Below are 22,753 nucleotides of genomic sequence, written 5' to 3' on the forward strand. Positions count from 1 at the left end.
TCAAACATGCAGACGCAAAAAAGCCGGGAATTTCCCGGCTGCCGCATCATACACACGTTTTCCCAAAGGATCACCCCGCCAGAGGTTTTAGCCGCCCGGCGGGGGATAAATCAGGTCAACGCCGTATCAAGGCTTGGCTTTTTCCAGGTAGTGGAAGAAGTCGCTGCTTGGGTCGAGGACCAATACGTCGGATTTGTTCGCGAAGCTTTCACGGTAGGCTCGCAGGCTACGGTAGAACGCGTAGAACTCCTGATCCTGACCGTAGGCCTTGGAGTAGATCGCAGCTGCCTGGGCATCGCCGTCACCGCGAACCTCTTCGGATTCACGATAGGCTTCAGCCAGTAGCACGCGACGTTGACGATCGGCGTCGGCACGAATGCCTTCGGCCAGCTCGTTACCCTTGGCGCGGTGCTCGCGAGCTTCACGCTCACGCTCGGTGCTCATACGTTCGAACACGCTGCGGTTCACTTCTTTGGGCAGGTCGATGGTCTTGACCCGAACATCGACTACTTCGATGCCCAGCTCTTTCTCGGCCATCTTGTTCAGCGAAGCCGTGATATCCGCCATCAGCGCATCACGCTCACCCGACACCACTTCGTGCAGGGTGCGCTTACCAAACTGGTCACGCAGTCCCGATTCCAGACGACGGGACAGACGCTCGTCGGCGATCTGCTTGAGACCGGAAGTCGCGGTGTAGTAACGCTCTGCGTCCTTCACGCGCCACTTGGCGTAGGCATCGACCATCACAGCTTTCTTTTCCAGCGTCAGGAAGCGTTGTGTCGGTGCATCCAGCGTCATCAGGCGTGCGTCGAATTTACGCACCTGGTTAACGTAAGGCACTTTCACATGCAAGCCTGGCTGAACATCGGTCTGGACCACGCGACCGAACTGCAGCAACACCGCACGCTCGGTCTGAGCCACGATGTAGAAGCAGTTCCAGGCAGCGATCGCCACGACGACGCCGACAATAAGGGCGATCAGCGATTTATTGCTCATCAGCGACTCTCCCTGGTACGTGCTTGCTGTTGCTGCAGATCAGCTGCCGCACGCGCATTCGCTTCATTGCTGGTGGCTGCCGCACTGGTCACCGGAGTGCTGGTGCTGCGACCACTTTCGACCATCTTGTCCAGCGGCAAGTACAGCAGGTTGTTCTGGCCGTTCTTGTTGCCGGTCACGAGAACCTTGCTGGTGTTGGTGAAGACTTCCTGCATGGTGTCCAGGTACAGACGCTGGCGGGTGACTTCAGGGGCCTTGCGGTACTCGGCGACCAGCTTGGTGAAGCGATCGGCCTCACCCTTGGCGCGCGAGACAGTCTCGTCACGGTAACCGTTGGCATCCTCAAGGATACGCTGGGCCTGACCACGAGCTTCCGGCACGACGCCGTTGGCATAGGTTTCGGCCTGGTTGCGCGAACGCTGCTCGTCTTCACGGGCACGGATCACGTCATCGAAGGCTTCCTGGACTTCACGCGGTGCCGCTGCGCTCTGTACGTTGACCTGGGTAACGGTGATACCGGTGCGATAGGTGTCCATGAAGCGTTGCAGACGCTCCTTGATCTCGCTGGCCATCAACTCACGACCCTCGGTCAGGACCTGGTCCATCGCGGTGGAACCCACCACATGGCGCAAGGCGCTGTCGGTCGCGTGCTGCAGGCTGATTTCCGGCTGATCGACGCTCAGCACGAAGTCCTGCAGGTTGCTGATCTTGTACTGCACGGTCAGCGGCACTTCGACGATGTTCTCGTCTTCAGTCAGCATCTGGCCCTGCTTGGTATAGGCACGCTCACGCGTGACGTTTTCCATGTACTTCTTGTCGATCGGCGGGAAGTAGATATTCAGGCCCGGCCCCACGGTTTCGTAGTACTTGCCGAAGCGCAGCACTACAGCTTGCTCCTGCTCGTCGACGACATAAACCGCGCTGTACAGCCAAACGGCGGCCAACACGACCAGGCCGATGCCGAGCAGGCCGCCAAAGCCGCCACTCTTGCCCGGACCACCACCATCGTCACCACCACGTTTCTTACCGCCACCGAACAAACCGTTCAGGCTTTCCTGCAGCTTTCGGAAGGCCTCGTCGAGATCCGGTGGCCCCTTGCGATCGCCGTTGTTACGACGCTTGCCACCCCAAGGATCCTGATTATTCGAGTTGCCACCCGGCTCATTCCAAGCCATAGCGCTCTCCATCTGATAAAGCAAAGACGCACCCACGGCGCGCCGACCAATGCTACAGAATGCCTGTCACCACGGCACAACCGCTTTCTCAGGCTTTTATTGCAAAGTGTGTTGCTCGATGAATTCCATCGGCTGCAATCCCTCGCGGCTTACCAGTCGATTCAACTCGACCCGGGGCAAACGAACGGCCAGCAAACTGATGCCTTCTTCGTCGTGTTCTTCTTTCTGCACCGCACCGAGTTCGAAGAACTGCGCACGCAGTCGAGCGAATCGTTGCGGCAAGCGCAAGGTACCGACAAACAAATCACTGCCCAGTAACTCGGCAATGGCTTGCTCAAGCAATTCCAGACCACTGCCATCACGCGCCGACAGCCAGACCCGTTGGGGCTTGCCGTTTTCGTCGCGCTGGATTTGTGGCTCAACGCCTTCAAGCAAATCGAGTTTGTTATAGACCTCGAGGATCGGCAAGTCCTGAGCACCAATCTCGCCGAGCACCACCATTACCTGCTCGATCTGCAACATGCGATCCGGTTCGGCCGCATCGATCACGTGCAACAACAGATCGGAGTTGCTCGACTCTTCGAGGGTAGACCGAAATGCTTCGACCAGCTTGTGGGGCAAGTGGCGAATGAAACCCACAGTGTCCGCCAGGACAATCGGCCCCAGGTCGTCTATATCCAGACGACGCAGGGTCGGGTCCAACGTGGCAAACAATTGGTCAGCTGCGTAGACGTCGGATTTCGTCACGTTATTGAAGAGCGTGGACTTACCGGCGTTGGTGTACCCCACTAGCGACACGGTAGGAATATCCGCACGCGATCGGCCACGGCGCGACTGTTCGCGCTGGCTGCGCACTTTCTCCAGCCGCCCCTTGATCTGCCGCAGGCGAACCCGTAGCAAACGGCGGTCGGTTTCCAGCTGGGTTTCACCCGGGCCACGCATACCGATACCGCCACCTTGGCGCTCAAGGTGAGTCCAGCCACGAACCAGCCGGGTGCTCATGTGGTCAAGCTGGGCCAGTTCGACCTGGAGCTTGCCTTCATGGGTACGGGCGCGCTGGGCGAAAATATCGAGAATCAAACCGGTACGGTCGATCACGCGACACTCGAAAACACGTTCGAGGTTACGTTCCTGACTGGGTGTGAGGATGTGATTGAAAATCACCAGATCGGCCTGCTCGGCTTTGACCAGGTCGCGCAGTTCCTCGACCTTGCCACTGCCAATCAGGGTCTTGGCGGTTGGCCGATGACGCGGCACGTTAAAAAACGCAACGGTCTCGGCACCCGCCGAATTAGCCAGTTCCTGAAACTCCTGCGGATCTTCGCGCGCCTCAGGGTCCTGTCCATCCAAGTGAACGAGGATGACTCGCTCACCACCACCGTGGCGCTCAAAGAACAAAGGAGACTCCTATCAGGCGTTACCTGGCTCAGCGTCACCTGCATCGGATTCGGTTGCGCTAGGCAGACGAATTGGACGAACCGGCACCACTGTAGAGATAGCGTGTTTGTAGACCATCTGGCTTACGGTGTTTTTCAGCAGGATAACGAACTGGTCGAAAGACTCGATCGTGCCTTGCAGCTTGATACCGTTGACCAGGTAGATGGACACCCCAACTTTCTCTTTACGTAAAGTATTCAAGTAAGGGTCTTGTAGCGAATGCCCTTTTGACATGTGCCGCACTCCTTTAAGGATTCAATATAAAAAATAGGTAATCAGATGGCTTTGGCCGCCACACCCCCAAGGATAGACGGCAATTGCAAGGACTCAGCTCAATATGGAGATGGTCCCAAGGTATTTCAAGGCGCGCGGCAGATTGTCGCAATCCAGACTGTCCAGCCAATGCAGATCAGTCCAACTGCGCAGCCAGGTGAACTGGCGTTTCGCCAATTGGCGCGTGGCAATGATTCCACGCTCCTGCATCTCGGCTGACGTCAGCTTGCCATCCAGGTAGTCCCAGACCTGGCGGTAGCCTACTGCACGTATAGACGGCATCCCGGCATGCAGGTCACCTCTATTACGCAGGGCTACGACCTCGTCAATGAATCCCTGTTCCAACATTAAAGTGAATCTTTGTTTAATTCGCTCGTGAAGTACCTGACGATTTGCCGGAGCAATGGCCAAGTTCGCGACAGTATAGGGCAATTGTTGGTGTCCCGAAGCGGCTGCTTCAGTACTTTGCGCACTTTGTTGCAAACGCAGGGCAGTCATGCTCTGACCGCTGACACGATAAACTTCCAGTGCTCGACTCAAACGCTGCGGATCGTTCGGATGAATCCGCGCCGCGGAAACCGGGTCAATGACCGCCAACTGGTCGTGCAAGGCTTGCCAGCCAAGGCGCTCAGCCTCTTCTTCGATTTGCGCGCGGACCTCGGGATCGGCGGCCGGCATATCCGCCAGACCTTCAACCAAAGCCTTGTAATAGAGCATCGTGCCGCCCACCAGCAGCGGAATTTTTCCGCGCGCGGTGATATCGGCCATGGCTTCCAGAGCGTCACGGCGGAAATCCGCGGCCGAATAGCTCTCGGCCGGGTCGAGAATGTCGATCAGACGATGCGGGTATTGCGCCAGCAACTCTTTGGAGGGCTTGGCGGTGCCGATGTCCATGCCACGGTAGACCAGCGCCGAATCGACGCTGATCAACTCGCAAGGCAGGACCTTTGTGAGCTCGATGGCCAGGTCAGTCTTGCCGGCGGCGGTCGGGCCCATCAGGAAAATCGCAGGTGGGAACTGGCTCATCAACGACCGCGCAAGAACAGTTTGTCCAGATCGTCCAGGCCCAGTTGGGTCCAGGTCGGTCGGCCATGGTTGCATTGACCGCTGCGTTCGGTGTTTTCCATGTCACGCAGCAGACCGTTCATTTCCGGCAAGGCCAGGCGCCGATTCGCACGAACCGCGCCGTGGCAGGCCATGGTCCCGAGCAATTCGTTCAGGTGCGCCTGAATGCGGTCACTGGTGCCGAATTCCATCAGATCAGCCAAGACGTCGGCGACCAGCCGGTTGGCCTCGGCCTGCTTGAGCAGTGCCGGGATCTGCCGGATCGCCAGGGTTTCCGGGCCCAGGCGCTGCAATTCAAAGCCCAGGCGCTGGAACCAGGCGACATGTTCCTCGGCGCAATCGGCTTCACGCTGACTGACAGCCAGGGACTCCGGCACCAGCAACGGCTGGCCGCTCAGGCCCTCACTGGCCATCGCCACCTTCAAACGCTCATACATAATCCGCTCGTGGGCGGCATGCATGTCCACCAGCACCAGTCCCTGGGCGTTTTCCGAAAGAATGTAGATGCCCTTGAGTTGGGCCAGTGCATAACCCAGCGGCGGGATGTCGTCCTGCCCCTCCGGGAGCGCGACGGCATTAGCCTCGGGCAGCGGCGCAAAAAATTCGCGATAGGCAGCCTGCGCTTCGGCGACAGGCACACCGGACTGCGGTCGCGGCGTGTATTGATACTGATAACCCGCGCCCGAACCCGAGCCCGCCGGCGTATTGAACGACGGCTGAGCCTGTGGCTGTTCCAGCAGCGCATTGGCGGCCAGGCGCATTTCGCCCTGGGGCCCGAATTCACCGGCTTCAAGGCCGGTAGGCCGGACGATGGCCGTGGCGACCGGCGCTGCCAGTTGATCGTCGGGGCGCACATCGCCCAAGGCGCGGTGCAGGGTGCCGTAGAGGAAATCGTGAACCATGCGCCCTTCACGGAAGCGCACTTCGTGCTTGGTCGGGTGCACGTTGACGTCGACGCCGGTCGGATCGACCTCGAAAAACAGCACAAACGTCGGATGCCGACCGTTGAACAGCACGTCGCGATAGGCCTGGCGTACCGCGTGGGCCACCAGCTTGTCGCGCACCGCACGGCCATTGACGAAGAAATACTGCAGGTCGGCCTGGCTGCGGTTGAAGGTAGGCAAGCCGACCCACCCCCATAGATGCAGGCCGTTGCGCTCGATTTCGATCGGCAATGCCTGCTCCAGGAAACCCGGACCGCAGATCGCCGCCACGCGCCGGGCACGGGCCGCATCATCATGGGCCTCGTGCAGGCTGAGGATGGTCTTGCCGTTGTGGCGCAGATGGAACGCCACATCGAAGCGCGCCAGGGCCAGGCGCCTGATCACTTCTTGCAGGTGATCGAATTCGGTTTTTTCGGTCTTGAGAAACTTGCGCCGCGCTGGCGTGTTGAAGAACAGGTCGCGCACTTCAACCGAAGTGCCCACCGGGTGGGCCGCAGGCTGCACGCGGGGCGCCATGTCACGACCTTCGGTCTCGACCTGCCAGGCCTGATCGGCGTCGCGGGTGCGGGAAGTCAGGGTCAGGCGCGCAACGGAGCTGATCGATGCCAGGGCCTCGCCGCGAAACCCCAGGCTCATGACCTGTTCGAGGTCTTCCAGGTTGCGGATCTTGCTGGTGGCGTGACGGGCCAGGGCCAGCGGCAGGTCATCGGCGGAAATGCCGCTGCCATCGTCGCGCACCCGCAGCAGCTTGACGCCGCCCTGCTCCACATCGACGTCGATGCGCTTGGCGCCGGAATCCAGGCTGTTTTCCAGCAGTTCCTTGATCACCGAAGCCGGCCGCTCGACCACCTCACCCGCGGCAATCTGGTTCGCCAGTCGCGGGCTGAGAAGCTCGATTCGCGCGCCGTTGTTCACGACCTGATTCATTCTTTGGCCGCCAGTTCAGTGCCCGGAATGGTCAGGTGCTGACCGATCTTGAGCTCATCGTTCGACAGGTTGTTGGCGCTGCGCAGGGTCGCGGGCGAAACCTGGTAGCGCACGGCGATCATCGCCAGGGTCTCGCCCGGGTTGACGCGGTGATCACGCGGCCCCTGCACAATCTTGCCGGAGTCGCGCAGCCAGGCAATATAAGTGCCCGGTGGCGGGTTCTGCTGGAAGAACTGGCGCACGCCGCTGCTGATTGAACGCGCCAGCGCCTGCTGGTGGCTCGACGCGGCAAGCTTGGAGGCTTCGTTGGCGTTGGAGATAAACCCGGTTTCCACCAGGATCGACGGAATGTCCGGCGATTTCAGCACCATGAACCCGGCCTGCTCAACCCGTTGCTTGTGCAGCGGTGTCACCCGGCCGATGTTGCTCAAGACTTTCTGGCCAACGTTCAGGCTGGAGGTCAGGGATGCCGTCATCGACAGGTCAAGCAGTACGCCGGCGAGCATGCGGTCCTTGTCATCGAGGCTGACGTTGCCGGCGCCACCGATCAGGTCGGAGCGGTTTTCGCTGTCGGCCAGCCAGCGGGCGGTCTCCGAGGTGGCACCACGGTCGGACAAGGCGAACACCGACGCACCGAATGCAGCGGCAGACGGCGCGGCGTCGGCGTGAATCGAGACGAACAGGTCGGCGCCTTTCTTGCGGGCGATTTCAGTACGGCCGCGCAACGGAATGAAGTAGTCGCCGGTACGCGTCAGTTCGGCGCGGAAGCCTTTCATGCCGTTGACCTGGCGTTGGGTTTCGCGGGCGATCTGCAGCACCACGTCTTTCTCGCGCTGGCCTCGGGAGCCGGAAGCCCCCGGATCTTCGCCACCGTGACCGGCGTCGATCACCACAATGATGTCGCGTTTGCCGGCCGGGGCTGGCGGCAATTTGATAGCAGGCTCCGTCGGCGTGACCGGTACGGCAGGCACAGTGGCGACCGACGGTGTCGGCGCTGGAGGAGGCGCGGCGTCTGCGGCGTTATCGAACAGATCGACCACCAACCGGTTGCCGTACTGGGCGTTCGGTGCCAGGGAGAAGCTTTTCGGCGTCACGGCCTTTTTCAGGTCGATGACCACCCGCAGGTCGGTCGGCGTGCGCTGGGCCGAGCGCATGGCGGTAATCGGGGTGTTCGAGGTATTGACGTTGAGCGGCGCACCGAGGGTCGCGCCATTGATGTCGATGACCAGGCGATCCGGAGCCGTCAGGGTAAAAACGCTGTGTTGCACCGGGCCGGTCAGGTCAAACACCAGTCGCGTGTTGTCCGGTGCCCGCCACAGACGAACACTGTTGACCTTCGAATCGGCCACAGCGTCGACGGTCACCGCCAAAAACAACACCCCTACGGCAGCCACCAACGCGCGAAAGCGCATACCTAACCCCATCATCTATTTGGATTCCAATGCCAAAGCGGCACACCAGGCCTCGCCACGCGAGCCCTGGGATAAAATTTTCAGCGAACGCCCGCTGTCTTGCGGGCTAATGGTAATGGTCAGGTCAGGCTTTGGCAAAAAGCCTGCACCTTTATCGGGCCATTCGATCAGACACAGGGCATCGTCTTCGAAGTAGTCGCGGATACCGAGGAACTCTAGCTCTTCCGGATCGACCAGACGGTACAAATCGAAATGGAAGGCGCGAATGTCGCCGATCTCGTAGGGCTCAACCAGGGTAAAGGTCGGGCTTTTGACTGCCCCGACATGCCCCAGACCGCGGATGATGCCTCGGGACAACGTGGTTTTGCCCATCCCCAGGTTACCCTCAAGGAAGATCAGGCCATGGCCTTGGGTGATTCGGGCAATGCGTGCGCCAAAGTCGCTCATGGCCAGCTCATCGGCCAGATACAGGGTTACTTCAGACACGGTGCTTGCTCCTCCAACAATTGACGAATGGCTGGGATCAGATCACTGGCCGCCAGCCCACGGCCCGATTTTCCTTGTTGCGCCCCGGCATTGGCGTGCAGCCAGACCGCCAGGCAGGCTGCGTCGAATGGCTCCATGCCCTGGGCCAGCAATGCGCCGACCAGACCGGCCAGCACATCGCCCAAACCGGCGGTGGCCATGGCCGGGTGCCCCTGATGACACAGCGCCAGACGCCCATCGGGATGGGCGATCAGGCTGCCGGCACCTTTCAGGATGACGACAGCTGTATATTTTTTGCTCAAGGCATGGGCTGCGGCGGGACGGTCAGACTGAACGTCGGCAGTGCTCACCCCAAGCAAGCGTGCCGCTTCGCCCGGATGCGGAGTGATCACGCAATTACCGGGCAAACTCACACGCTCCTCGGCCAACATGTTCAGCGCATCGGCGTCCCAGACTTGCGGCAGCGGTGCATTGGCAGCGGCCGACAACAAGCTGCGCCCCCATCCAGCCTGGCCCAGCCCCGGGCCGACAACCAACACAGAAATTTTTTGAAGCAACCCCATCAATTGATTGGCCGACGAAGTGCCCAGCACCATCGCCTCGGGGATCCGCGCCAGCGCGGCGGACACGTGTTCGCTGCGGGTCGCCACCGACACCATGCCCGCTCCGCTGCGCAGCGCACTTTGCGCGCTCAGCAGGATCGCGCCACCCAACCCACGGTCGCCACCGATCAGCAACACATGGCCGAACTTACCTTTGTGGGAAGCCTGTGCCCGCGCCATTGGACGCGGCAGATTAGCAGCGGTCAGGCGACGGGCGGAGAAAGCAGCGCCTTCTATTAGCTGTGGGTCCGCGTGCAAGTCGTTGAACACCAGCTCACCGACCACATTGGCCGCCTCGCCGGTGAACAACCCCACCTTCAAGCCAATGAACGTGACCGTCAGGTCGGCACGCACGGCATGACCAAGGATGCGCCCCGTATCCGCACACAACCCTGACGGAATATCCACCGCCGCAACCGGCAGCCCGCTGGCATTGATCGCGACGATGGCGCTGGCATAGGGATCACGCACGTCACCGCTCAGACCGGTGCCAAGCAAAGCATCCAGCACGATGCCGCGCAATCCGGATTGTGCCGTCCAGGGCTCGATGAGCACGTTTTCGGACACCGCCTCGGCATGGGCCAACGCCGCATCCCCCTGCAAGCGCTGCGGATCCCCCACCGCCAGCACCCGCACCGACCAACCGGCACGCTGGGCCAACACAGCCACCAGGTAGCCGTCGCCTGCGTTATTGCCATGCCCGGCCAGCACGCTCAGTTCGTTCGCGGTCGGCCATTGCCGCACCAGCGCCCGCCACGTCGCCCGCGCCGCGCGCTGCATCAATTCGAAGCCCGCTGTGCCGGCGGCGATCAGGCTCGCGTCGAGCGCTCGCACCTGGGCGGCACTGTACAGCGCGTCGGGTAATTCATCTTTAGTGTGCGGCATGCGTCTTCGGGCTCCGATGTCTGGCAGAATTATACGCACCTCAGCTCCGGTTTCTCTCGTCTCATGCCCGCTATTACCACAGACCTGCCCGCCCTCGCCCAATCCATCAAGGACTGGGGCCGTGAGCTTGGCTTTCAGCAAGTCGGCATCAGCGGCCTCGACCTGGCCGAGCATGAGCAGCACCTGGAACGCTGGCTCGAAGCTGGCTACCACGGCGAAATGGACTATATGGACGCCCACGGCAGCAAACGCTCGCACCCCGAAGAGCTGGTGCCGGGTACGTTGCGCGTGGTATCCCTGCGCATGGACTACCTGTCCGGCGACACGCAGATGGCAAAAATGCTCGCCCAACCGGAAAAAGCCTACGTCTCCCGTTATGCCCTGGGTCGCGATTACCACAAGCTGATCCGCAAACGCGTTCAGCAACTGGCAGAAAAGATTCAGGCCGAGATTGGACCATTTGGCTTCCGCGCTTTTGTTGACAGTGCCCCGGTGCTGGAAAAAGCCATCGCCGAACAGGCGGGTCTTGGATGGATCGGCAAAAACACCCTGGTCTTGAATCGCAAGGCCGGCAGTTACTTTTTCCTCGCTGAGCTGTTCGTCGACCTGCCACTACCAGTCGACCCGCCCCACGCCACCGAACATTGCGGGCGGTGCAGCGCCTGCCTCGACATCTGTCCGACCAACGCCTTCGTCGGCCCCTATGTGCTGGATGCCCGACGCTGCATTTCCTACCTGACCATCGAACTCAAAGGCGCGATCCCTGAAGATTTGCGACCGTTGATCGGCAACCGGGTGTTCGGTTGCGATGACTGTCAGATCGTCTGTCCGTGGAACCGCTTCGCCCGCCCGTCCGGTGAAGGCGACTTCAAGCCGCGGCACAATCTGGACAATGCCGGACTGGCGGAACTGTTCATGTGGGATGAGGACAAATTCCTGAGCAGCACCGAAGGCTCGCCGCTACGCCGGACCGGTTACGAAAACTGGTTGCGCAACCTGGCGGTGGGGCTGGGGAATGCGCCTTCAACGATTCCGGTGCTGGAGGCGCTTAAGGCTCGTCGGGAGCACCCTTCGGAACTGGTGCGTGAGCATGTCGAGTGGGCATTGCGGCAACACGCTGAACGTCAGGCTTCGTCGTTGTAGACGAACTTCGGCATTTCCCAATGAAAACGAATCGCCAGCAAGCGCAGCAGAAAACCGCCGAACAAGGTGATCAGAATCGATTGCCCATCGGGTAATTGCAGGTAGATACACAGCATGTAACACCACGCCGCCGCAAACGAAACGCTGGCATAGAGCTCACGCCGGAAGATCAGCGGAATATCGTTGCAGAAAATGTCCCGCAGGATGCCGCCGAAAACGCCGGTGATCACGCCACTGACGGAGGCGACCAACATGCCATGGCCCATTTCCAGGGCGGTGATGCAGCCGATCAGGGTGAAGGCTACGAGCCCCATGGCATCGAGCACCAGGAAAAGTGAACGCAGATGGCGCATCCAGCGTGCCGTGAACACCGTGATCATGGCGGCAGCCGTGGTCAGCACCAGGTATTCAGGGTGTTTGACCCAGGTCAGCGGATAGTGCCCGAGCAGCACATCACGTACCGAACCGCCCCCCAACGCCGTGACGCAAGCGATCAGCACCACACCGAACCAGTCCATGCCGCGACGGCCGGCAGAGAGGGCGCCGGTCATGGCTTCGGTGGTGATGGCGATCAGATAGAGCATCAGCAGCATGGTGGCGATCCTTGCAAAAAGGCGCGCAGTCTACTCACTTCACCAAAGCCTACAACCCCCCCTGTAGGAGCTGCCGCAGGCTGCGATCTTTTGACTTTGGTGTTCAAGATCAAAAGATCGCAGCCTGCGGCAGCTCCTACATAAGGACCGTGGGCCGTATCAGAACTTGATGAAATGCTTGCGGTAGTGCTGCAACTCGGCAATCGATTCGCGGATGTCGTCCAGCGCCAGGTGGGTGCTGCCCTTCTTGAAGCTGTCACGCACATCCGGTGCCCAGCGCGCAGCCAGTTCTTTGAGCGTGGAAACGTCGAGGTTGCGGTAGTGGAAATAGCTTTCCAGAGATTTCATGTGGGTATAAAGAAAGCGACGGTCCTGGCAGATGCTGTTGCCGCAGATCGGCGACTTGCCCTTCGGCACCCACTTCTCCAGGAAGGCGATGGTTTCGGCTTCGGCTTGGGCCATGCTGATGCGGCTGTCGCGAACCCGCTGGGTCAGCCCGGAACCGCCGTGCTGACGAGTATTCCACTCGTCCATGCCAGCGAGGATTTCGTCGCTGTGGTGAATGGCGATCACCGGGCCTTCGGCCAGGGTGTTCAGGTCACTGTCGGTGACGATGGTGGCCATTTCGATGATGACGTCCGTGTCAGGGTTCAGACCGGTCATCTCCAGGTCGATCCAGATCAGGTTCTGTGGGTTTTGCATGTGTCGGCTCCTAGGCAATGCTGCGCAGTTTAGCCTAGGCCGGTGGCCGGGCGTGCTAAACTCGCGGCCGTTTTACCTAATCGCTGCATTCTTGATACGGAACACCCATGGCCAAACGCCAACTCAATCGTCGTCAAAACTGGCGCATCGAAAAGATTCAGGGCGAACGCGCTGCCCGCGCCGCCAAACGCGAGTCCTCGGCCGTCGAGGCGCTTGAGGGCGGCGATCTGGGCCCGGAACAGCACGGTCTGGTGATCGCGCACTTCGGTGTGCAGGTCGAAGTCGAGGCCCGTGATGGCGAACTGGCCGGCCAGGTGTTCCGTTGCCACCTGCGCGCCAACCTGCCGGCGCTGGTGACCGGCGATCAGGTGGTCTGGCGTGCCGGCAACCAGGGCATCGGCGTGATCGTGGCGCAACTGCCGCGCAACACCGAACTGTGTCGTCCTGACAGTCGCGGTCAGCTCAAGCCTGTTGCGGCCAACGTCGACATGATCGTCATCGTGTTTGCACCGCTGCCCGAGCCCCACGCCAACCTGATCGACCGCTATCTGGTCGCAGCCGAACATGCGGGCATCAAGCCGCTGTTACTGCTGAACAAATTCGACCTGATCGACGACAACAACGCACCAGCGCTGAATGCCTTGCTCGCCGTATACCGCACCCTCGGCTACCCGGTGCTGGAAGTGTCGGCGCACCACGGCAACGGTATGGAGCAGTTGCAGACGCAGCTGGACGGACGCATCAGCGTGTTCGTCGGCCAGTCCGGTGTCGGCAAGTCATCGCTGGTCAACAGCCTGCTGCCGGAAGTCGAAACCCGCGTCGGTCCGTTGTCCGAGCTGTCTGGCCAGGGTACCCACACCACCACCACCGCGCGGTTGTTCCACTTCCCCGGCGGCGGTGAGTTGATCGACTCCCCGGGTATCCGCGAATTCGGTCTGGGCCACGTCAGCCGTGCCGACGTCGAAGCCGGCTTCATCGAGTTCAACGACCTCCTCGGCACCTGCCGCTTCCGTGACTGCAAGCATGACCGCGAACCGGGTTGCGCCCTGCTCAAGGCCCTGGAAGACGGCCGCGTGCAGCAGCAACGGATGAACAGCTACCGCTCGATCATCGCCAGCCTGCCGGAAAACGGCTACTAAACAGACGTGCCGACCGCCCTGCCTTCAGCGGGGCGGCCGACGGCTGGATCTTCCCCCCCTCTTAAACATCAGACCTTTCTGTAAGACGTACGCACGCTCGCTTGTAGGGCATTTCTCTTTCCGCGCCGACACCTTGTGGCCGCGCTGCATTCGCCTAAGTTCAAACCCTCTTCGCACTCCAGCGACTCCGAGGGACACCCATGCAAACCTACCACCTGTTCATCAGCCACTCATGGAACTACTCCGACGCCCACGACAATCTCGTGCGCCTGCTCAACGCCAAGCCCGGTTTCACGTACAAGAATTTTTCGGTACCGCCGGACAACCCGATTGTCGGCGCGAAAACCGACAAACAACTTGAGGAGGCCATCGAAAACAAGATCCGCCCGTGTTCGGCGGTATTGATCATGGCCGGGATGTATTCCACCTATAGCAAGTGGATCAACAAGGAAATCGAGATCGCCAAGCGCATGGGCAAGGTGATCATTGCGATCAAGCCGTTCGGTGCCGAGCGCATTTCCACGGTGGTACGTGACGCGGCACATGCCGAATGTGCGTGGAACACCAACAGCATCATCGATGCGATTCGCCAGCATACGGCGGTGTAACCATGCGCAAGGGACTGTTTATCGGCATCAACGACTACTCCCATGTGTCACGCCTGAGCGGCTGCAGCAATGACGCCATGGCCATGGCCTCCGTGCTCAAGACCGACGCCAATGGCGATCCGAACTTCAAGAACATCGTACTGACCTCCGCCGAGGACTATCTGAGTCGGGAAAAACTCGAAGACCAGATCCGTGAGCTGTTTGCCGGGGACTGCAATGTCGCGCTGCTGTATTTCGCCGGCCACGGCAGCTTCGACACTGACACCGACGAAGGCATGTTGATCCCGCAGGATTACAAGAGTGCCAAGGACGGGATTCGCCTCAGCGACATTCTCAACTGGGCGAGCAAGGCCACGAAGATCAAGAACAAAGTGATCATTCTCGACTGTTGCCAGAGCGGTTCGGCCGGCGAACTGCGCGCCTTGCGCAGTGAGGGCAGCGTGGTCGGCGAAGGCATGACCATCCTGACCGCCTGCAAAAAGGAAGAACCGGCGATGGAGGGCGTGCAGCACGGTGTGTTCACCGGATTGTTGCTCCAGGCCCTGCACGGTGGCGCAGCGAACATCCTGGGCAAGATCACCCCCGGCAGCCTTTATTCGTTTGTCGACAACGCCCTCGATGCCTGGGAACAGCGTCCGGTGTTCAAGACCAACGTGTCGCAGTTCATCTCCCTGCGCGAAGTGTCGCCGCTGATCCCCAAGGAGATCCTGCGCAAACTCCCCGAATGGTTTGCCGAAGCGGAGTCGGTGTACCCCCTCGCCCCCAGCTTTGAGCCCACCGAACCCGAGTTCAACCCGGAACAGGGCGAGGTCTTCGCCCAACTGCAAAAGTGCAACCGCCACAGCCTGGTCGAACCGGTGGACGCCGAACACATGTACTACGCCGCCATCCACGCCACCGGCTGCCGCCTCACCGCCCTCGGCGCCTATTACCGCGAACTCGCGATCAAGGGACATTTCTGATGCCAGTGTTTATCAGCTACCGCCACATGGACCGCGCCCACGCGGTTCACATCAACACACGCCTGATCCAGGCCAACATCAAGACCTACCTCGACGTGCTGGATGCCGAATCCCAGACCACCGACGACATCACCGGGGTGATCACCCGCAACATCAGCGAATGCACGCACCTGCTGGCAGTGGTATCGGAGAAAACCGCGCTGTCCTGGTGGGTGCCGTTCGAAATCGGTGAGGCGACGATCACTAATCGGCGTATCTGCTCGTTCAAGACCGGCCCGACCGAGCTGCCGCTGTACCTAGATAAATGGCCGAAGCTGATCAGCGACCGGGACATCGACTTCTTTATCGATGCCTATCGCAACGAGTCGACGCTCAAGCGTTCGATGTCACTGGATTCGGTGACCGGTAGCGAGTCGGTGCGCAGCGTCAACAAATCCAATGCGGATCGCTTTCACGCCGACCTCAAGTCCCGAGTCATCCGCGGCTTTTAACGTAGAAAACGCCGACAAAAAAGCCGACATCGCTGTCGGCTTTTTTATCGGTCACTGTTTGGGCGGTTCAGCCGGTTTGGCTGGCTCGCCCGGTTTCGGCGCCGGGCCATCAAACAGGTTCAGACGCTCACGCAGTTCATGAGCCGGCAGCGGTTCCTTGTCCGCCGGCAACGCGTTCGGGTCGACCGGCTCAGCCGGTGCAGCTCCCGGAGCGGCCGAACCTTGCGGTGCATCAGGAGCAGGCTCCGCGCCTTGCGAGCCTTCGATCGCACGCTGGGCTTTTTTCGTCAGTACGACGATGTCGATACGGCGGTTCACCGGGTTGAACGGATGCTCGCGATCGAACAGGGCCGACGAGGCATAGCCGACCACCCGTGCCACCTGAGCATCCGGATAGCTGCCCGCCACTAGCGCACGCCGTGCGGCGTTGGCACGATTGGCCGAAAGCTCCCAGTTACCGAAATCACCGGTGCCGGTGTATGGCTTGGCATCGGTGTGGCCGCTGATGCTGATCTTGTTCGGCACCGCCTTGATGGTGTCGGCCATGGCCAGCAGGATGTCTTCGAAATACGGCTTCAAGCGAGCTGAGCCTGAGTCGAACATCGGGCGGTTTTCCGCGTCCATGATCTGGATGCGCAGGCCGTCCTGAGTGATCTCGAACAGGATCTGGTCCTTGAACTTCTGCATCTGCGGGTTTTCTTCGACCTTGTTCTGCAATTCTTGCAGCAACAGTTCGAGGCGCTCTTTTTCGACCTGCTCGGCCATGCCTTCGACCTGATCGGTATCGATGGTGACCTTGTCCGGTTGTGGCTGGGACTTCACCTCCGGGTTGAGGGTGTTTTCCGGCGCCAGGGTCGGTGTGCCGCCCAGATCGATGATGTAGGGCGTGCCGCTTTCGGAAAAGCCGATCGGGTCCTTGAAGTAACCGGCGATGGCAATCTTCTGTTCCGGCGTGGCGGTGGACAGCAGCCACAACACCAGGAAGAACGCCATCATCGCCGTGGCGAAGTCGGCGAAGGCGATTTTCCACGCGCCCCCGTGATGCCCGCCGGCGATGCGCTTGACGCGCTTGATGATTATCGGCTGGTTATTTTCCATGGAGAGTGCTCTGTCTCACAAATACTGTTCCTTTTTGACGGTGCCTGTTGTCGCCATACTGCGTTGCCGCTCCTCGCCATAGCGGGCTATGACTCGTCGCGGCGCCTTGTCTGGCAACAACAGTCACTCGCCAAAAAGGAGCGTATTTGCGAAACAAAGCACTAACGACCGCGAACCGCTTGTTCCAGCTCGGCGAAGCTTGGACGGTGCGCCGGGTACAGGACCTTGCGCCCGAACTCCACGGCCAGCGATGGCGGCATGCCGGAAGCCGAAGCCACCAGCGAGGCCTTGATGGCTTCGTAGACGTTCAGCTCTTCCTTGGCATCGTGGGCCAGAGAATGGGCCAGCGGGCCGAAGAAGCCGTAGGCGGCGAGAATACCGAAGAAGGTACCCACCAGTGCCGCACCGACGTGCAGGCCGATGGACTTCTGGTCGCCCTCACCCAACGAAGCCATGGTCACCACGATCCCCAGTACCGCCGCGACGATACCGAAACCAGGCATGGCATCGGCGATGCCGTTGACGGCGTGGGATGGATGCTCAAGGTCTTCCTTGAGGCTGAACAGCTCCATGTCGAACAAGCCTTCCAGCTCGTGGGGAGCCATGTTGCCGGAGGACATGATGCGCAGGTAATCGCAGATGAACGCGGTCATGCGCTCGTCCTTCAGCACCGTCGGGTACTTGGCGAAGATCGGGCTCGCGGCGGCATCTTCGATGTCGCCTTCGATGGCCATCATGCCTTCGCGGCGGCTCTTGTTGAGGATCTCGTAGATCAGGCCCAGCACTTCCAGGTAGAAGGCGTGGTTGAAACGCGAACTGAACATGCTCAGGGACTTCTTGAGCACGTGCATCGTCATATAGCCGGGGTTGGCCTGCAAGAAGGCGCCGAGGGCCGCGCCGCCGATGATCATGACCTCGAAAGGCTGGATCAGGGCGGCAATCTTGCCGTGGGAAAGCACGTATCCGCCGAGCACGCTCGCGAATACGACGATGATGCCGATAATTTTAGCCATAGGTTAGGAGAGCACTTACTGAGTCGGGTTCAAGGTCATATTCGGAAGTTAAAAAATCTCTTCTTCTACTTATCGGCAAAACTGCGCCAGACTATAGCCAGTTCAGGCGAAAAGCTAATTTGACCCCTTGCGGGCACAGGTACTGTTGACGATGATCGCCTCCCACCATGGTTAACGAAACGAACGCCCCAACCCCGAAACCGACCACTCTCGAAGGCTGGGTCAAGCTTCTCGATGGCGTGCGCCTGCCGGTTCCGCAAGCCAGCCACGACCGGGTCTGCAAGGCCATCCGCGACAATCGCAGCTCGTTGCGCGATATCGCCGACCTCATGCAAGGCAGCCCGGCCCTGGCCTTGAGCGTGATTCGCGAAGCCAACCGGCATACCCACGGCGGCATGACCGAGCCTGCGGAAAACCTTGAAGTTGCGATCAATCGCCTCGGCCTGAAACGCACCGAAGAACTGCTCGCGCGCCTGCCCGCCGAACCCCAGTCCGAGATTCCCAAAGCCCTGCGTCAGTTGCAGATGATCAGCCAGCACGCCACGCAACAGGCCAACGGCTTTTTTGCCAGTCGCCTGGCGCGCCTGTGGCAGGACATCCACTGGGGCAGCCTGCTGTTTCTTTCGCCCCTGTGGCCGCTGGCGCTGACCCATCCGAAACTGCTCGAAGACTGGGAGCTGCGGGTCATCCATAAAGGTGAATCGGCACGCAAAGTCGAACAGCAACTGTTTGGCGTACGCCTGCTGGAGATTGGCCAGGCACTGGTGGAGGTCTGGCACCTGCCGATCTGGGTGCAGCAAGGCTATCGACTGCTGCTCACCGAGCAGCGGGAACTGGTGAAGGTCCTGCGTATTGCCCGTGACAGCGAGCATCCACTGCGCCAGCAGAACCGCCTCGATGACGATCCGACCCTGCGCCGCTGGCTCAATCAACCGGCCAATACCGTGCTGCTGGCCAACGGGCTGGCGCTGTCGGCGCAACACGCCTGGGACAGCCCCCACAGTGAGCGCTGGCAGTACCTGACCAGCCTTTACCTGCAAATGCCGATGGACGAGCTGCAGCAACAACTGCACCAGCAAGCCGCCAACAGCGCACGCCAACACGCCATGCCCGACCTCTGGCACCCCGCCGAGTCGCTGATCTGGCCGTGGGGCATGAACCGTGTCCACGCAGGCTTGCTGCCGGCAGCGGCACCCACCGCCGAAGACCTGGCGAAGTGGCGCAAGCAATGCGCCGAACTGCTGGTCGAGCCGAGTCGTTTCACCAATGCCATGCACTTGACCATCGCCGCCCGGGACGCCCTCGTGGCCTGCGGCATGCGCCGGGTGATGATCCTGATGGCCGACCGCACCCACGCCAATCTGCGCGTGCACCAAACGGCCGGCCTGCCGAAGGAGGCTGCCGGGTTGAATTTCGTGGTCAGCCAGAGCAACGTGTTGCAACGCCTGCTCGCGCAACAGGCCCAGGTGCGACTGACGCCAACCAACAACGCGCAATTCTCGGCCCTGCTGCCCAACAGCCTGCGTTCGCAGTTCAATGGTGAACACTTGCTGCTGCGCTCGCTGGTCAACAATGGCTGGGTGATCATGATCATCGTGGCGGATCAAGGCGGCGGGCCGTTTTCGGAAATTTCCGTACAGGCCTTCGGCAAAACCGCGCAGTGCATCGAAAAAGCCCTGCACAGCTTTAGCCACCGTGGCCAATAAGCTGCGTTACAATCCTCCCTTTTGTGCTCTGGAGACCTCACATGTCTGACTTCTCTGGCTTGCCGCTGGTGATCGAGCCGAGCGACTTGCTCCCTCGCCTCGACGCCCGCGAACTGATTCTGGTGGACTTGACCAGTCCCGCCCGCTACGCCGAAGGGCACATTCCCGGCGCACGCTTTGTCGACCCGAAACGCACACAGCTCGGCCAGGCCCCCGCCCCGGGGCTGATGCCCCCGCAGGCAGCACTCGAAGCGCTGTTTGGTGAACTGGGACACAACCCCGACGCGATCTACGTGGTGTATGACGACGAAGGCGGCGGTTGGGCCGGGCGCTTCATCTGGCTGCTGGATGTCATCGGCCACAGCAAGTACCACTATATCGACGGCGGCCTGACGGCCTGGCTGGCGGAAGGCTTGCCCATGTCGATCCAGATCCCGCCACCGGTGGGCGGACCGGTTTCACTGACCTTGCACGACGAACCCACCGCCACCCGCGAATACCTGCAAAGCCGTCTCGGCGCCGCCGACCTGGCAATCTGGGATGCACGCGGGCCGCAGGAGTACTCCGGCGAGAAAGTCCTGGCAGCCAAGGGCGGGCACATTCCCGGCGCGGTCAATTTCGAATGGACCGCGGGCATGGATCGGGCACGCCAGTTGCGCATCCGCACCGACATGCCGCAGATCCTCGAACAACTCGGGATCAGCAAAGACAAAGAAGTGATTACCCACTGCCAGACTCACCATCGTTCTGGCTTCACCTATCTGGTGGCCAAATCCCTCGGTTATCCGCGGGTCAAAGGCTACGCCGGCTCCTGGGGCGAATGGGGCAACCATCCCGATACCCCGGTAGAAATTTAAGATTTTTAAGGACCGTTAATGAACAAGCGTCTGTTTCTCCTCGGCCAGTACCTGCTGCCCCACAACCTGCTCTCGCGACTGGCCGGCTGCATCGCCGAATGCCGCGTTCGCTGGTTCAAGAATGCCTTTACCGCCTGGTTCGCCAAGCGTTATCAGGTGGACATGTCCCAGGCGCTGGTCGAAGACCTGACCGCCTACGAGCACTTCAACGCGTTCTTCACCCGTGCATTGAAAGACGGTGCCCGTCCATTGGACGAAACCCCTGGCGCGATCCTCAGCCCCGCCGACGGTGCGATCAGCCAGCTCGGCCCGATCGAGCACGGCCGCGTGTTCCAGGCCAAGGGCCACAGCTTCAGCGTGCTGGAACTGTTGGGTGGCGATGCGGCAAATGCTGCGCCGTTCATGGGTGGTGACTTCGCGACCATCTACCTGTCGCCGAAGGACTACCACCGCGTGCACATGCCGCTGGCCGGCACCCTGCGCGAGATGGTCTACATCCCGGGCCGTCTGTTCTCGGTCAACCAGACCACCGCTGAAAACGTTCCGGAACTGTTCGCCCGCAACGAGCGCGTGGCGTGCATTTTCGACACCGAGCGCGGGCCTATGGCCGTGGTGCTGGTGGGCGCGATGATCGTGGCGTCGATTGAAACGGTGTGGGCCGGCCTGGTCACGCCGCCGAAGCGCGAGCTGAAAACCTTCCGCTACGACGAAGCCGCGCGCGCGCCGATCCACCTGGAAAAAGGTGCGGAGCTGGGACGCTTCAAACTGGGTTCGACCGCTGTCGTGCTGTTCGGGCCGGATCAGGTGAAGTGGGCTGAAGAAATGACCGCCGGTACTGCGGTGCAGATGGGTCAGGGCATGGGCCTGCCAAAGGCCTGATCTGTAGAGATCTAATGTGGGAGCGAGCTTGCTCGCGATTGCATAGTGTCAGTCGACATCTTCGTTGACTGATACACCGCTATCGCGAGCAAGCTCGCTCCCACATTTATTTGTGGTGCCTAGAGCTGGCCGTCGCGATCGCGGAAGCCCAGCAGATACAGCACGCCGTCCAGGCCCAGAGTCGAAATCGCCTGCTTGGCCGACTGCTTCACCAGCGGCTTGGCACGGAACGCCACGCCCAACCCGGCAATCGCCAGCATCGGCAAGTCATTGGCACCGTCGCCGACCGCAATGGTCTGCTCCAGGCGCAAGCCTTCCTTGTGTGCCAGTTCCTTCAGCAAATCCGCCTTGCGCTGCGCATCGACAATCGGCTCGACCGCCACGCCGGTGACTTTGCCGTCGACCACTTCCAGTTCGTTGGCGAACACGTAGTCGATACCCAGCCTGGCCTGCAATTGCTTGGCGAAGTAGGTGAAGCCACCTGACAGAATCGCGGTCTTGTAGCCCAGGCGCTTGAGTTCGGCGAACAGGGTTTCAGCACCTTCGGTCAGGCGCAGCGAGGCGCCGATGGAGTCCAGCACATTGACGTCCAGCCCCTTGAGCAAGGCCAGGCGTTCCTTGAAGCTGGCGCGAAAATCCAGTTCGCCGGCCATCGCCCGCTCGGTGATTTCCGACACTTTGTCGCCGACGCCTGCAGCCTTGGCCAGTTCATCGATCACTTCGGCTTCGATGAGCGTTGAATCCATGTCGAACACAGCCAGGCGACGGTTGCGACGGAACAGCGAATCTTCCTGGAAGGCAATATCGACATTCAGTTCCTGGGCAACGCTGAGGAATTCGGCACGCAGCGCCTGCGGATCAGCCGCTTCGCCACGCACGGAAAACTCGATGCAGCCCTTGCCCTTGTCGGCCGGCGTGTCCAGCGGCATGCGCCCGGACAGACGATCGATGTGGTCGATGTTCAGGCCATATTTGGCGGTGATCGAACTCACGGCCTGCAACTGCCCGGCCGTCACCTTGCGGGTCAACAGGGTCACGATGTGGCGTTTTTTGCCCTGGTTGCCGACCCACTGCTGGTAATCCTCTTCGGACACCGGCGTGAAACGCACCTGTTGATCGAGCTCATAGCCCTTGAACAGGATGTCCTTGAGCACGGACCTGCCTTGTTCGGTGTCGGGAATTTCAACCAGGATACCGAACGACAAGGTGTCGTGGATCACCGCCTGACCGATGTCGAGAATGTTCACACCACCCTGGGCCAGAACGCCGGTAATGGCCGCAGTCAGACCCGGACGGTCGACTCCCGTGATGTTTATCAGGACGATTTCGCGCAAGGCGCACCCCCGCAGGTGGAAAAAAA

General features: G+C 60.8%; 22 protein-coding genes. 8 read left to right on the forward strand and 14 right to left on the reverse strand.

From position 1 onward, the window contains the following. Positions 1-126: 126 nt before the first annotated feature. From hflC to ASD95_RS21330, 9 genes are all read right to left on the reverse strand, one after another. Positions 127-996: a protease modulator HflC gene (hflC, locus tag ASD95_RS21290; protein ID WP_056725458.1), complete on the reverse strand. Its 870-nt coding sequence runs from the start codon at positions 994-996 to the stop codon at positions 127-129. After that, the gene (hflK, locus tag ASD95_RS21295) at positions 996-2,171 is read right to left on the reverse strand and encodes an FtsH protease activity modulator HflK (RefSeq protein WP_056725459.1); all 1,176 of its coding nucleotides are present in this window, start codon (positions 2,169-2,171) and stop codon (positions 996-998) included. The genes hflC and hflK overlap by 1 nt, the downstream gene beginning before the upstream one ends. A 96-nt stretch (positions 2,172-2,267) precedes the next feature. Then, a complete protein-coding gene (hflX, locus tag ASD95_RS21300) occupies positions 2,268-3,569 on the reverse strand; it encodes a ribosome rescue GTPase HflX (RefSeq protein ID WP_008048071.1) in 1,302 nt (433 codons plus the stop codon). A gap of 12 nt (positions 3,570-3,581) precedes the next feature. Further along, positions 3,582-3,842, reverse strand: a complete 261-nt coding sequence (gene hfq, locus ASD95_RS21305; RefSeq protein ID WP_003221112.1) for an RNA chaperone Hfq — start codon at positions 3,840-3,842, stop codon at positions 3,582-3,584. A gap of 93 nt (positions 3,843-3,935) precedes the next feature. Beyond that, positions 3,936-4,907, reverse strand: coding sequence for a tRNA (adenosine(37)-N6)-dimethylallyltransferase MiaA (miaA, locus tag ASD95_RS21310; protein ID WP_056725461.1), 972 nt, complete (start codon positions 4,905-4,907; stop codon positions 3,936-3,938). Continuing rightward, positions 4,907-6,817, reverse strand: coding sequence for a DNA mismatch repair endonuclease MutL (gene mutL, locus ASD95_RS21315; protein WP_056725462.1), 1,911 nt, complete (start codon positions 6,815-6,817; stop codon positions 4,907-4,909). The genes miaA and mutL overlap by 1 nt, the downstream gene beginning before the upstream one ends. Continuing rightward, positions 6,814-8,244: an N-acetylmuramoyl-L-alanine amidase gene (locus tag ASD95_RS21320; RefSeq protein ID WP_056725463.1), complete on the reverse strand. Its 1,431-nt coding sequence runs from the start codon at positions 8,242-8,244 to the stop codon at positions 6,814-6,816. The genes mutL and ASD95_RS21320 overlap by 4 nt, the downstream gene beginning before the upstream one ends. Then, a complete protein-coding gene (gene tsaE / locus ASD95_RS21325) occupies positions 8,245-8,715 on the reverse strand; it encodes a tRNA (adenosine(37)-N6)-threonylcarbamoyltransferase complex ATPase subunit type 1 TsaE (protein ID WP_056725465.1) in 471 nt (156 codons plus the stop codon). It lies immediately after the preceding gene. Continuing rightward, complete coding sequence (locus ASD95_RS21330) at positions 8,703-10,202, reverse strand: bifunctional ADP-dependent NAD(P)H-hydrate dehydratase/NAD(P)H-hydrate epimerase (RefSeq protein ID WP_056725466.1); 1,500 nt, start codon at positions 10,200-10,202, stop codon at positions 8,703-8,705. Before ASD95_RS21330 ends, tsaE begins: the two co-directional genes overlap by 13 nt. Positions 10,203-10,265: 63 nt before the next feature. On the opposite strand from ASD95_RS21330, the gene queG reads away from it, so the two are divergent. Then, positions 10,266-11,345, forward strand: a complete 1,080-nt coding sequence (gene queG, locus ASD95_RS21335; protein ID WP_056725468.1) for a tRNA epoxyqueuosine(34) reductase QueG — start codon at positions 10,266-10,268, stop codon at positions 11,343-11,345. Here queG and ASD95_RS21340 read toward each other — a convergent pair. Beyond that, positions 11,327-11,938, reverse strand: a complete 612-nt coding sequence (locus ASD95_RS21340) for a trimeric intracellular cation channel family protein (RefSeq protein ID WP_056725470.1) — start codon at positions 11,936-11,938, stop codon at positions 11,327-11,329. The genes queG and ASD95_RS21340 overlap by 19 nt on opposite strands. Positions 11,939-12,097: 159 nt before the next feature. Further along, a complete protein-coding gene (orn, locus tag ASD95_RS21345; protein ID WP_056725473.1) occupies positions 12,098-12,640 on the reverse strand; it encodes an oligoribonuclease in 543 nt (180 codons plus the stop codon). A gap of 107 nt (positions 12,641-12,747) precedes the next feature. On the opposite strand from orn, the gene rsgA reads away from it, so the two are divergent. The 4 genes from rsgA to ASD95_RS21365 all read left to right on the forward strand — a co-directional run bounded on the left by rsgA (position 12,748) and on the right by ASD95_RS21365 (position 15,840). Further along, positions 12,748-13,779 carry a small ribosomal subunit biogenesis GTPase RsgA gene (gene rsgA, locus ASD95_RS21350; RefSeq protein ID WP_056725475.1) on the forward strand — a complete coding sequence of 344 codons (1,032 nt, stop codon included), beginning with the start codon at positions 12,748-12,750 and terminating at the stop codon, positions 13,777-13,779. A 200-nt stretch (positions 13,780-13,979) separates the two neighbouring features. After that, the gene (locus ASD95_RS21355) at positions 13,980-14,387 is read left to right on the forward strand and encodes a TIR domain-containing protein (RefSeq protein WP_056725477.1); all 408 of its coding nucleotides are present in this window, start codon (positions 13,980-13,982) and stop codon (positions 14,385-14,387) included. Between the two features lie 2 nt (positions 14,388-14,389). Continuing rightward, entirely contained in the window at positions 14,390-15,349 is a 960-nt protein-coding gene (locus tag ASD95_RS21360; protein ID WP_056725479.1) for a caspase family protein, read from the forward strand. Then, positions 15,349-15,840, forward strand: coding sequence for a toll/interleukin-1 receptor domain-containing protein (locus tag ASD95_RS21365; RefSeq protein ID WP_056725481.1), 492 nt, complete (start codon positions 15,349-15,351; stop codon positions 15,838-15,840). Before ASD95_RS21360 ends, ASD95_RS21365 begins: the two co-directional genes overlap by 1 nt. Before the next feature lie 51 nt (positions 15,841-15,891). Here the strand turns inward: ASD95_RS21365 and motB are convergent, their stop codons facing one another. Both motB and motA read right to left on the reverse strand, forming a co-directional pair. Then, entirely contained in the window at positions 15,892-16,938 is a 1,047-nt protein-coding gene (motB, locus tag ASD95_RS21370) for a flagellar motor protein MotB (protein WP_056725483.1), read from the reverse strand. Between the two features lie 161 nt (positions 16,939-17,099). After that, positions 17,100-17,951 (reverse strand): flagellar motor stator protein MotA, encoded by an 852-nt coding sequence (gene motA, locus ASD95_RS21375; protein ID WP_015093220.1) that lies wholly within the window; start codon positions 17,949-17,951, stop codon positions 17,100-17,102. A 167-nt stretch (positions 17,952-18,118) separates the two neighbouring features. Here motA and ASD95_RS21380 point away from each other — a divergent pair, with 167 nt between their 5' ends. From ASD95_RS21380 to asd, 3 genes are read left to right on the forward strand one after another with little or no spacing between them, the layout of a single operon-like run. After that, positions 18,119-19,657, forward strand: coding sequence for an HDOD domain-containing protein (locus ASD95_RS21380; protein WP_056725486.1), 1,539 nt, complete (start codon positions 18,119-18,121; stop codon positions 19,655-19,657). Positions 19,658-19,698: 41 nt separating this feature from the next. After that, complete coding sequence (locus tag ASD95_RS21385; protein WP_056725488.1) at positions 19,699-20,514, forward strand: rhodanese-like domain-containing protein; 816 nt, start codon at positions 19,699-19,701, stop codon at positions 20,512-20,514. 18 nt (positions 20,515-20,532) lie between these two features. Beyond that, complete coding sequence (gene asd, locus ASD95_RS21390) at positions 20,533-21,393, forward strand: archaetidylserine decarboxylase (protein WP_056725489.1); 861 nt, start codon at positions 20,533-20,535, stop codon at positions 21,391-21,393. Positions 21,394-21,512: 119 nt separating this feature from the next. On the opposite strand, the gene serB is transcribed toward asd, so the two are convergent. Further along, a complete protein-coding gene (gene serB / locus ASD95_RS21395; RefSeq protein ID WP_056725491.1) occupies positions 21,513-22,727 on the reverse strand; it encodes a phosphoserine phosphatase SerB in 1,215 nt (404 codons plus the stop codon). Positions 22,728-22,753: the final 26 nt, after the last annotated feature.

Source organism: Pseudomonas sp. Root71 (genome assembly GCF_001429045.1).
Classification (GTDB): Bacteria; Pseudomonadota; Gammaproteobacteria; order Pseudomonadales; family Pseudomonadaceae; genus Aquipseudomonas; species Aquipseudomonas monachiensis.

Bases quoted from the DNA above. Each gene is read 5' to 3' on its own strand.
- ASD95_RS21380 (WP_056725486.1), top strand. From the start codon at position 18,119: ATGGTTAACGAAACGAACGCCCCAACCCCGAAACCGACCACTCTCGAA.
- asd (WP_056725489.1), top strand. From the start codon at position 20,533: ATGAACAAGCGTCTGTTTCTCCTCGGCCAGTACCTGCTGCCCCACAAC.
- ASD95_RS21385 (WP_056725488.1), top strand. From the start codon at position 19,699: ATGTCTGACTTCTCTGGCTTGCCGCTGGTGATCGAGCCGAGCGACTTG.
- hflK (WP_056725459.1), bottom strand. From the start codon at position 2,171: ATGGCTTGGAATGAGCCGGGTGGCAACTCGAATAATCAGGATCCTTGG.
- rsgA (WP_056725475.1), top strand. From the start codon at position 12,748: ATGGCCAAACGCCAACTCAATCGTCGTCAAAACTGGCGCATCGAAAAG.
- ASD95_RS21360 (WP_056725479.1), top strand. From the start codon at position 14,390: ATGCGCAAGGGACTGTTTATCGGCATCAACGACTACTCCCATGTGTCA.
- hflC (WP_056725458.1), bottom strand. From the start codon at position 996: ATGAGCAATAAATCGCTGATCGCCCTTATTGTCGGCGTCGTCGTGGCG.
- ASD95_RS21365 (WP_056725481.1), top strand. From the start codon at position 15,349: ATGCCAGTGTTTATCAGCTACCGCCACATGGACCGCGCCCACGCGGTT.
- miaA (WP_056725461.1), bottom strand. From the start codon at position 4,907: ATGAGCCAGTTCCCACCTGCGATTTTCCTGATGGGCCCGACCGCCGCC.
- ASD95_RS21355 (WP_056725477.1), top strand. From the start codon at position 13,980: ATGCAAACCTACCACCTGTTCATCAGCCACTCATGGAACTACTCCGAC.
- mutL (WP_056725462.1), bottom strand. From the start codon at position 6,817: ATGAATCAGGTCGTGAACAACGGCGCGCGAATCGAGCTTCTCAGCCCG.
- ASD95_RS21340 (WP_056725470.1), bottom strand. From the start codon at position 11,938: ATGCTGCTGATGCTCTATCTGATCGCCATCACCACCGAAGCCATGACC.
- ASD95_RS21320 (WP_056725463.1), bottom strand. From the start codon at position 8,244: ATGATGGGGTTAGGTATGCGCTTTCGCGCGTTGGTGGCTGCCGTAGGG.
- ASD95_RS21330 (WP_056725466.1), bottom strand. From the start codon at position 10,202: ATGCCGCACACTAAAGATGAATTACCCGACGCGCTGTACAGTGCCGCC.
- motB (WP_056725483.1), bottom strand. From the start codon at position 16,938: ATGGAAAATAACCAGCCGATAATCATCAAGCGCGTCAAGCGCATCGCC.
- motA (WP_015093220.1), bottom strand. From the start codon at position 17,951: ATGGCTAAAATTATCGGCATCATCGTCGTATTCGCGAGCGTGCTCGGC.
- orn (WP_056725473.1), bottom strand. From the start codon at position 12,640: ATGCAAAACCCACAGAACCTGATCTGGATCGACCTGGAGATGACCGGT.
- queG (WP_056725468.1), top strand. From the start codon at position 10,266: ATGCCCGCTATTACCACAGACCTGCCCGCCCTCGCCCAATCCATCAAG.
- hfq (WP_003221112.1), bottom strand. From the start codon at position 3,842: ATGTCAAAAGGGCATTCGCTACAAGACCCTTACTTGAATACTTTACGT.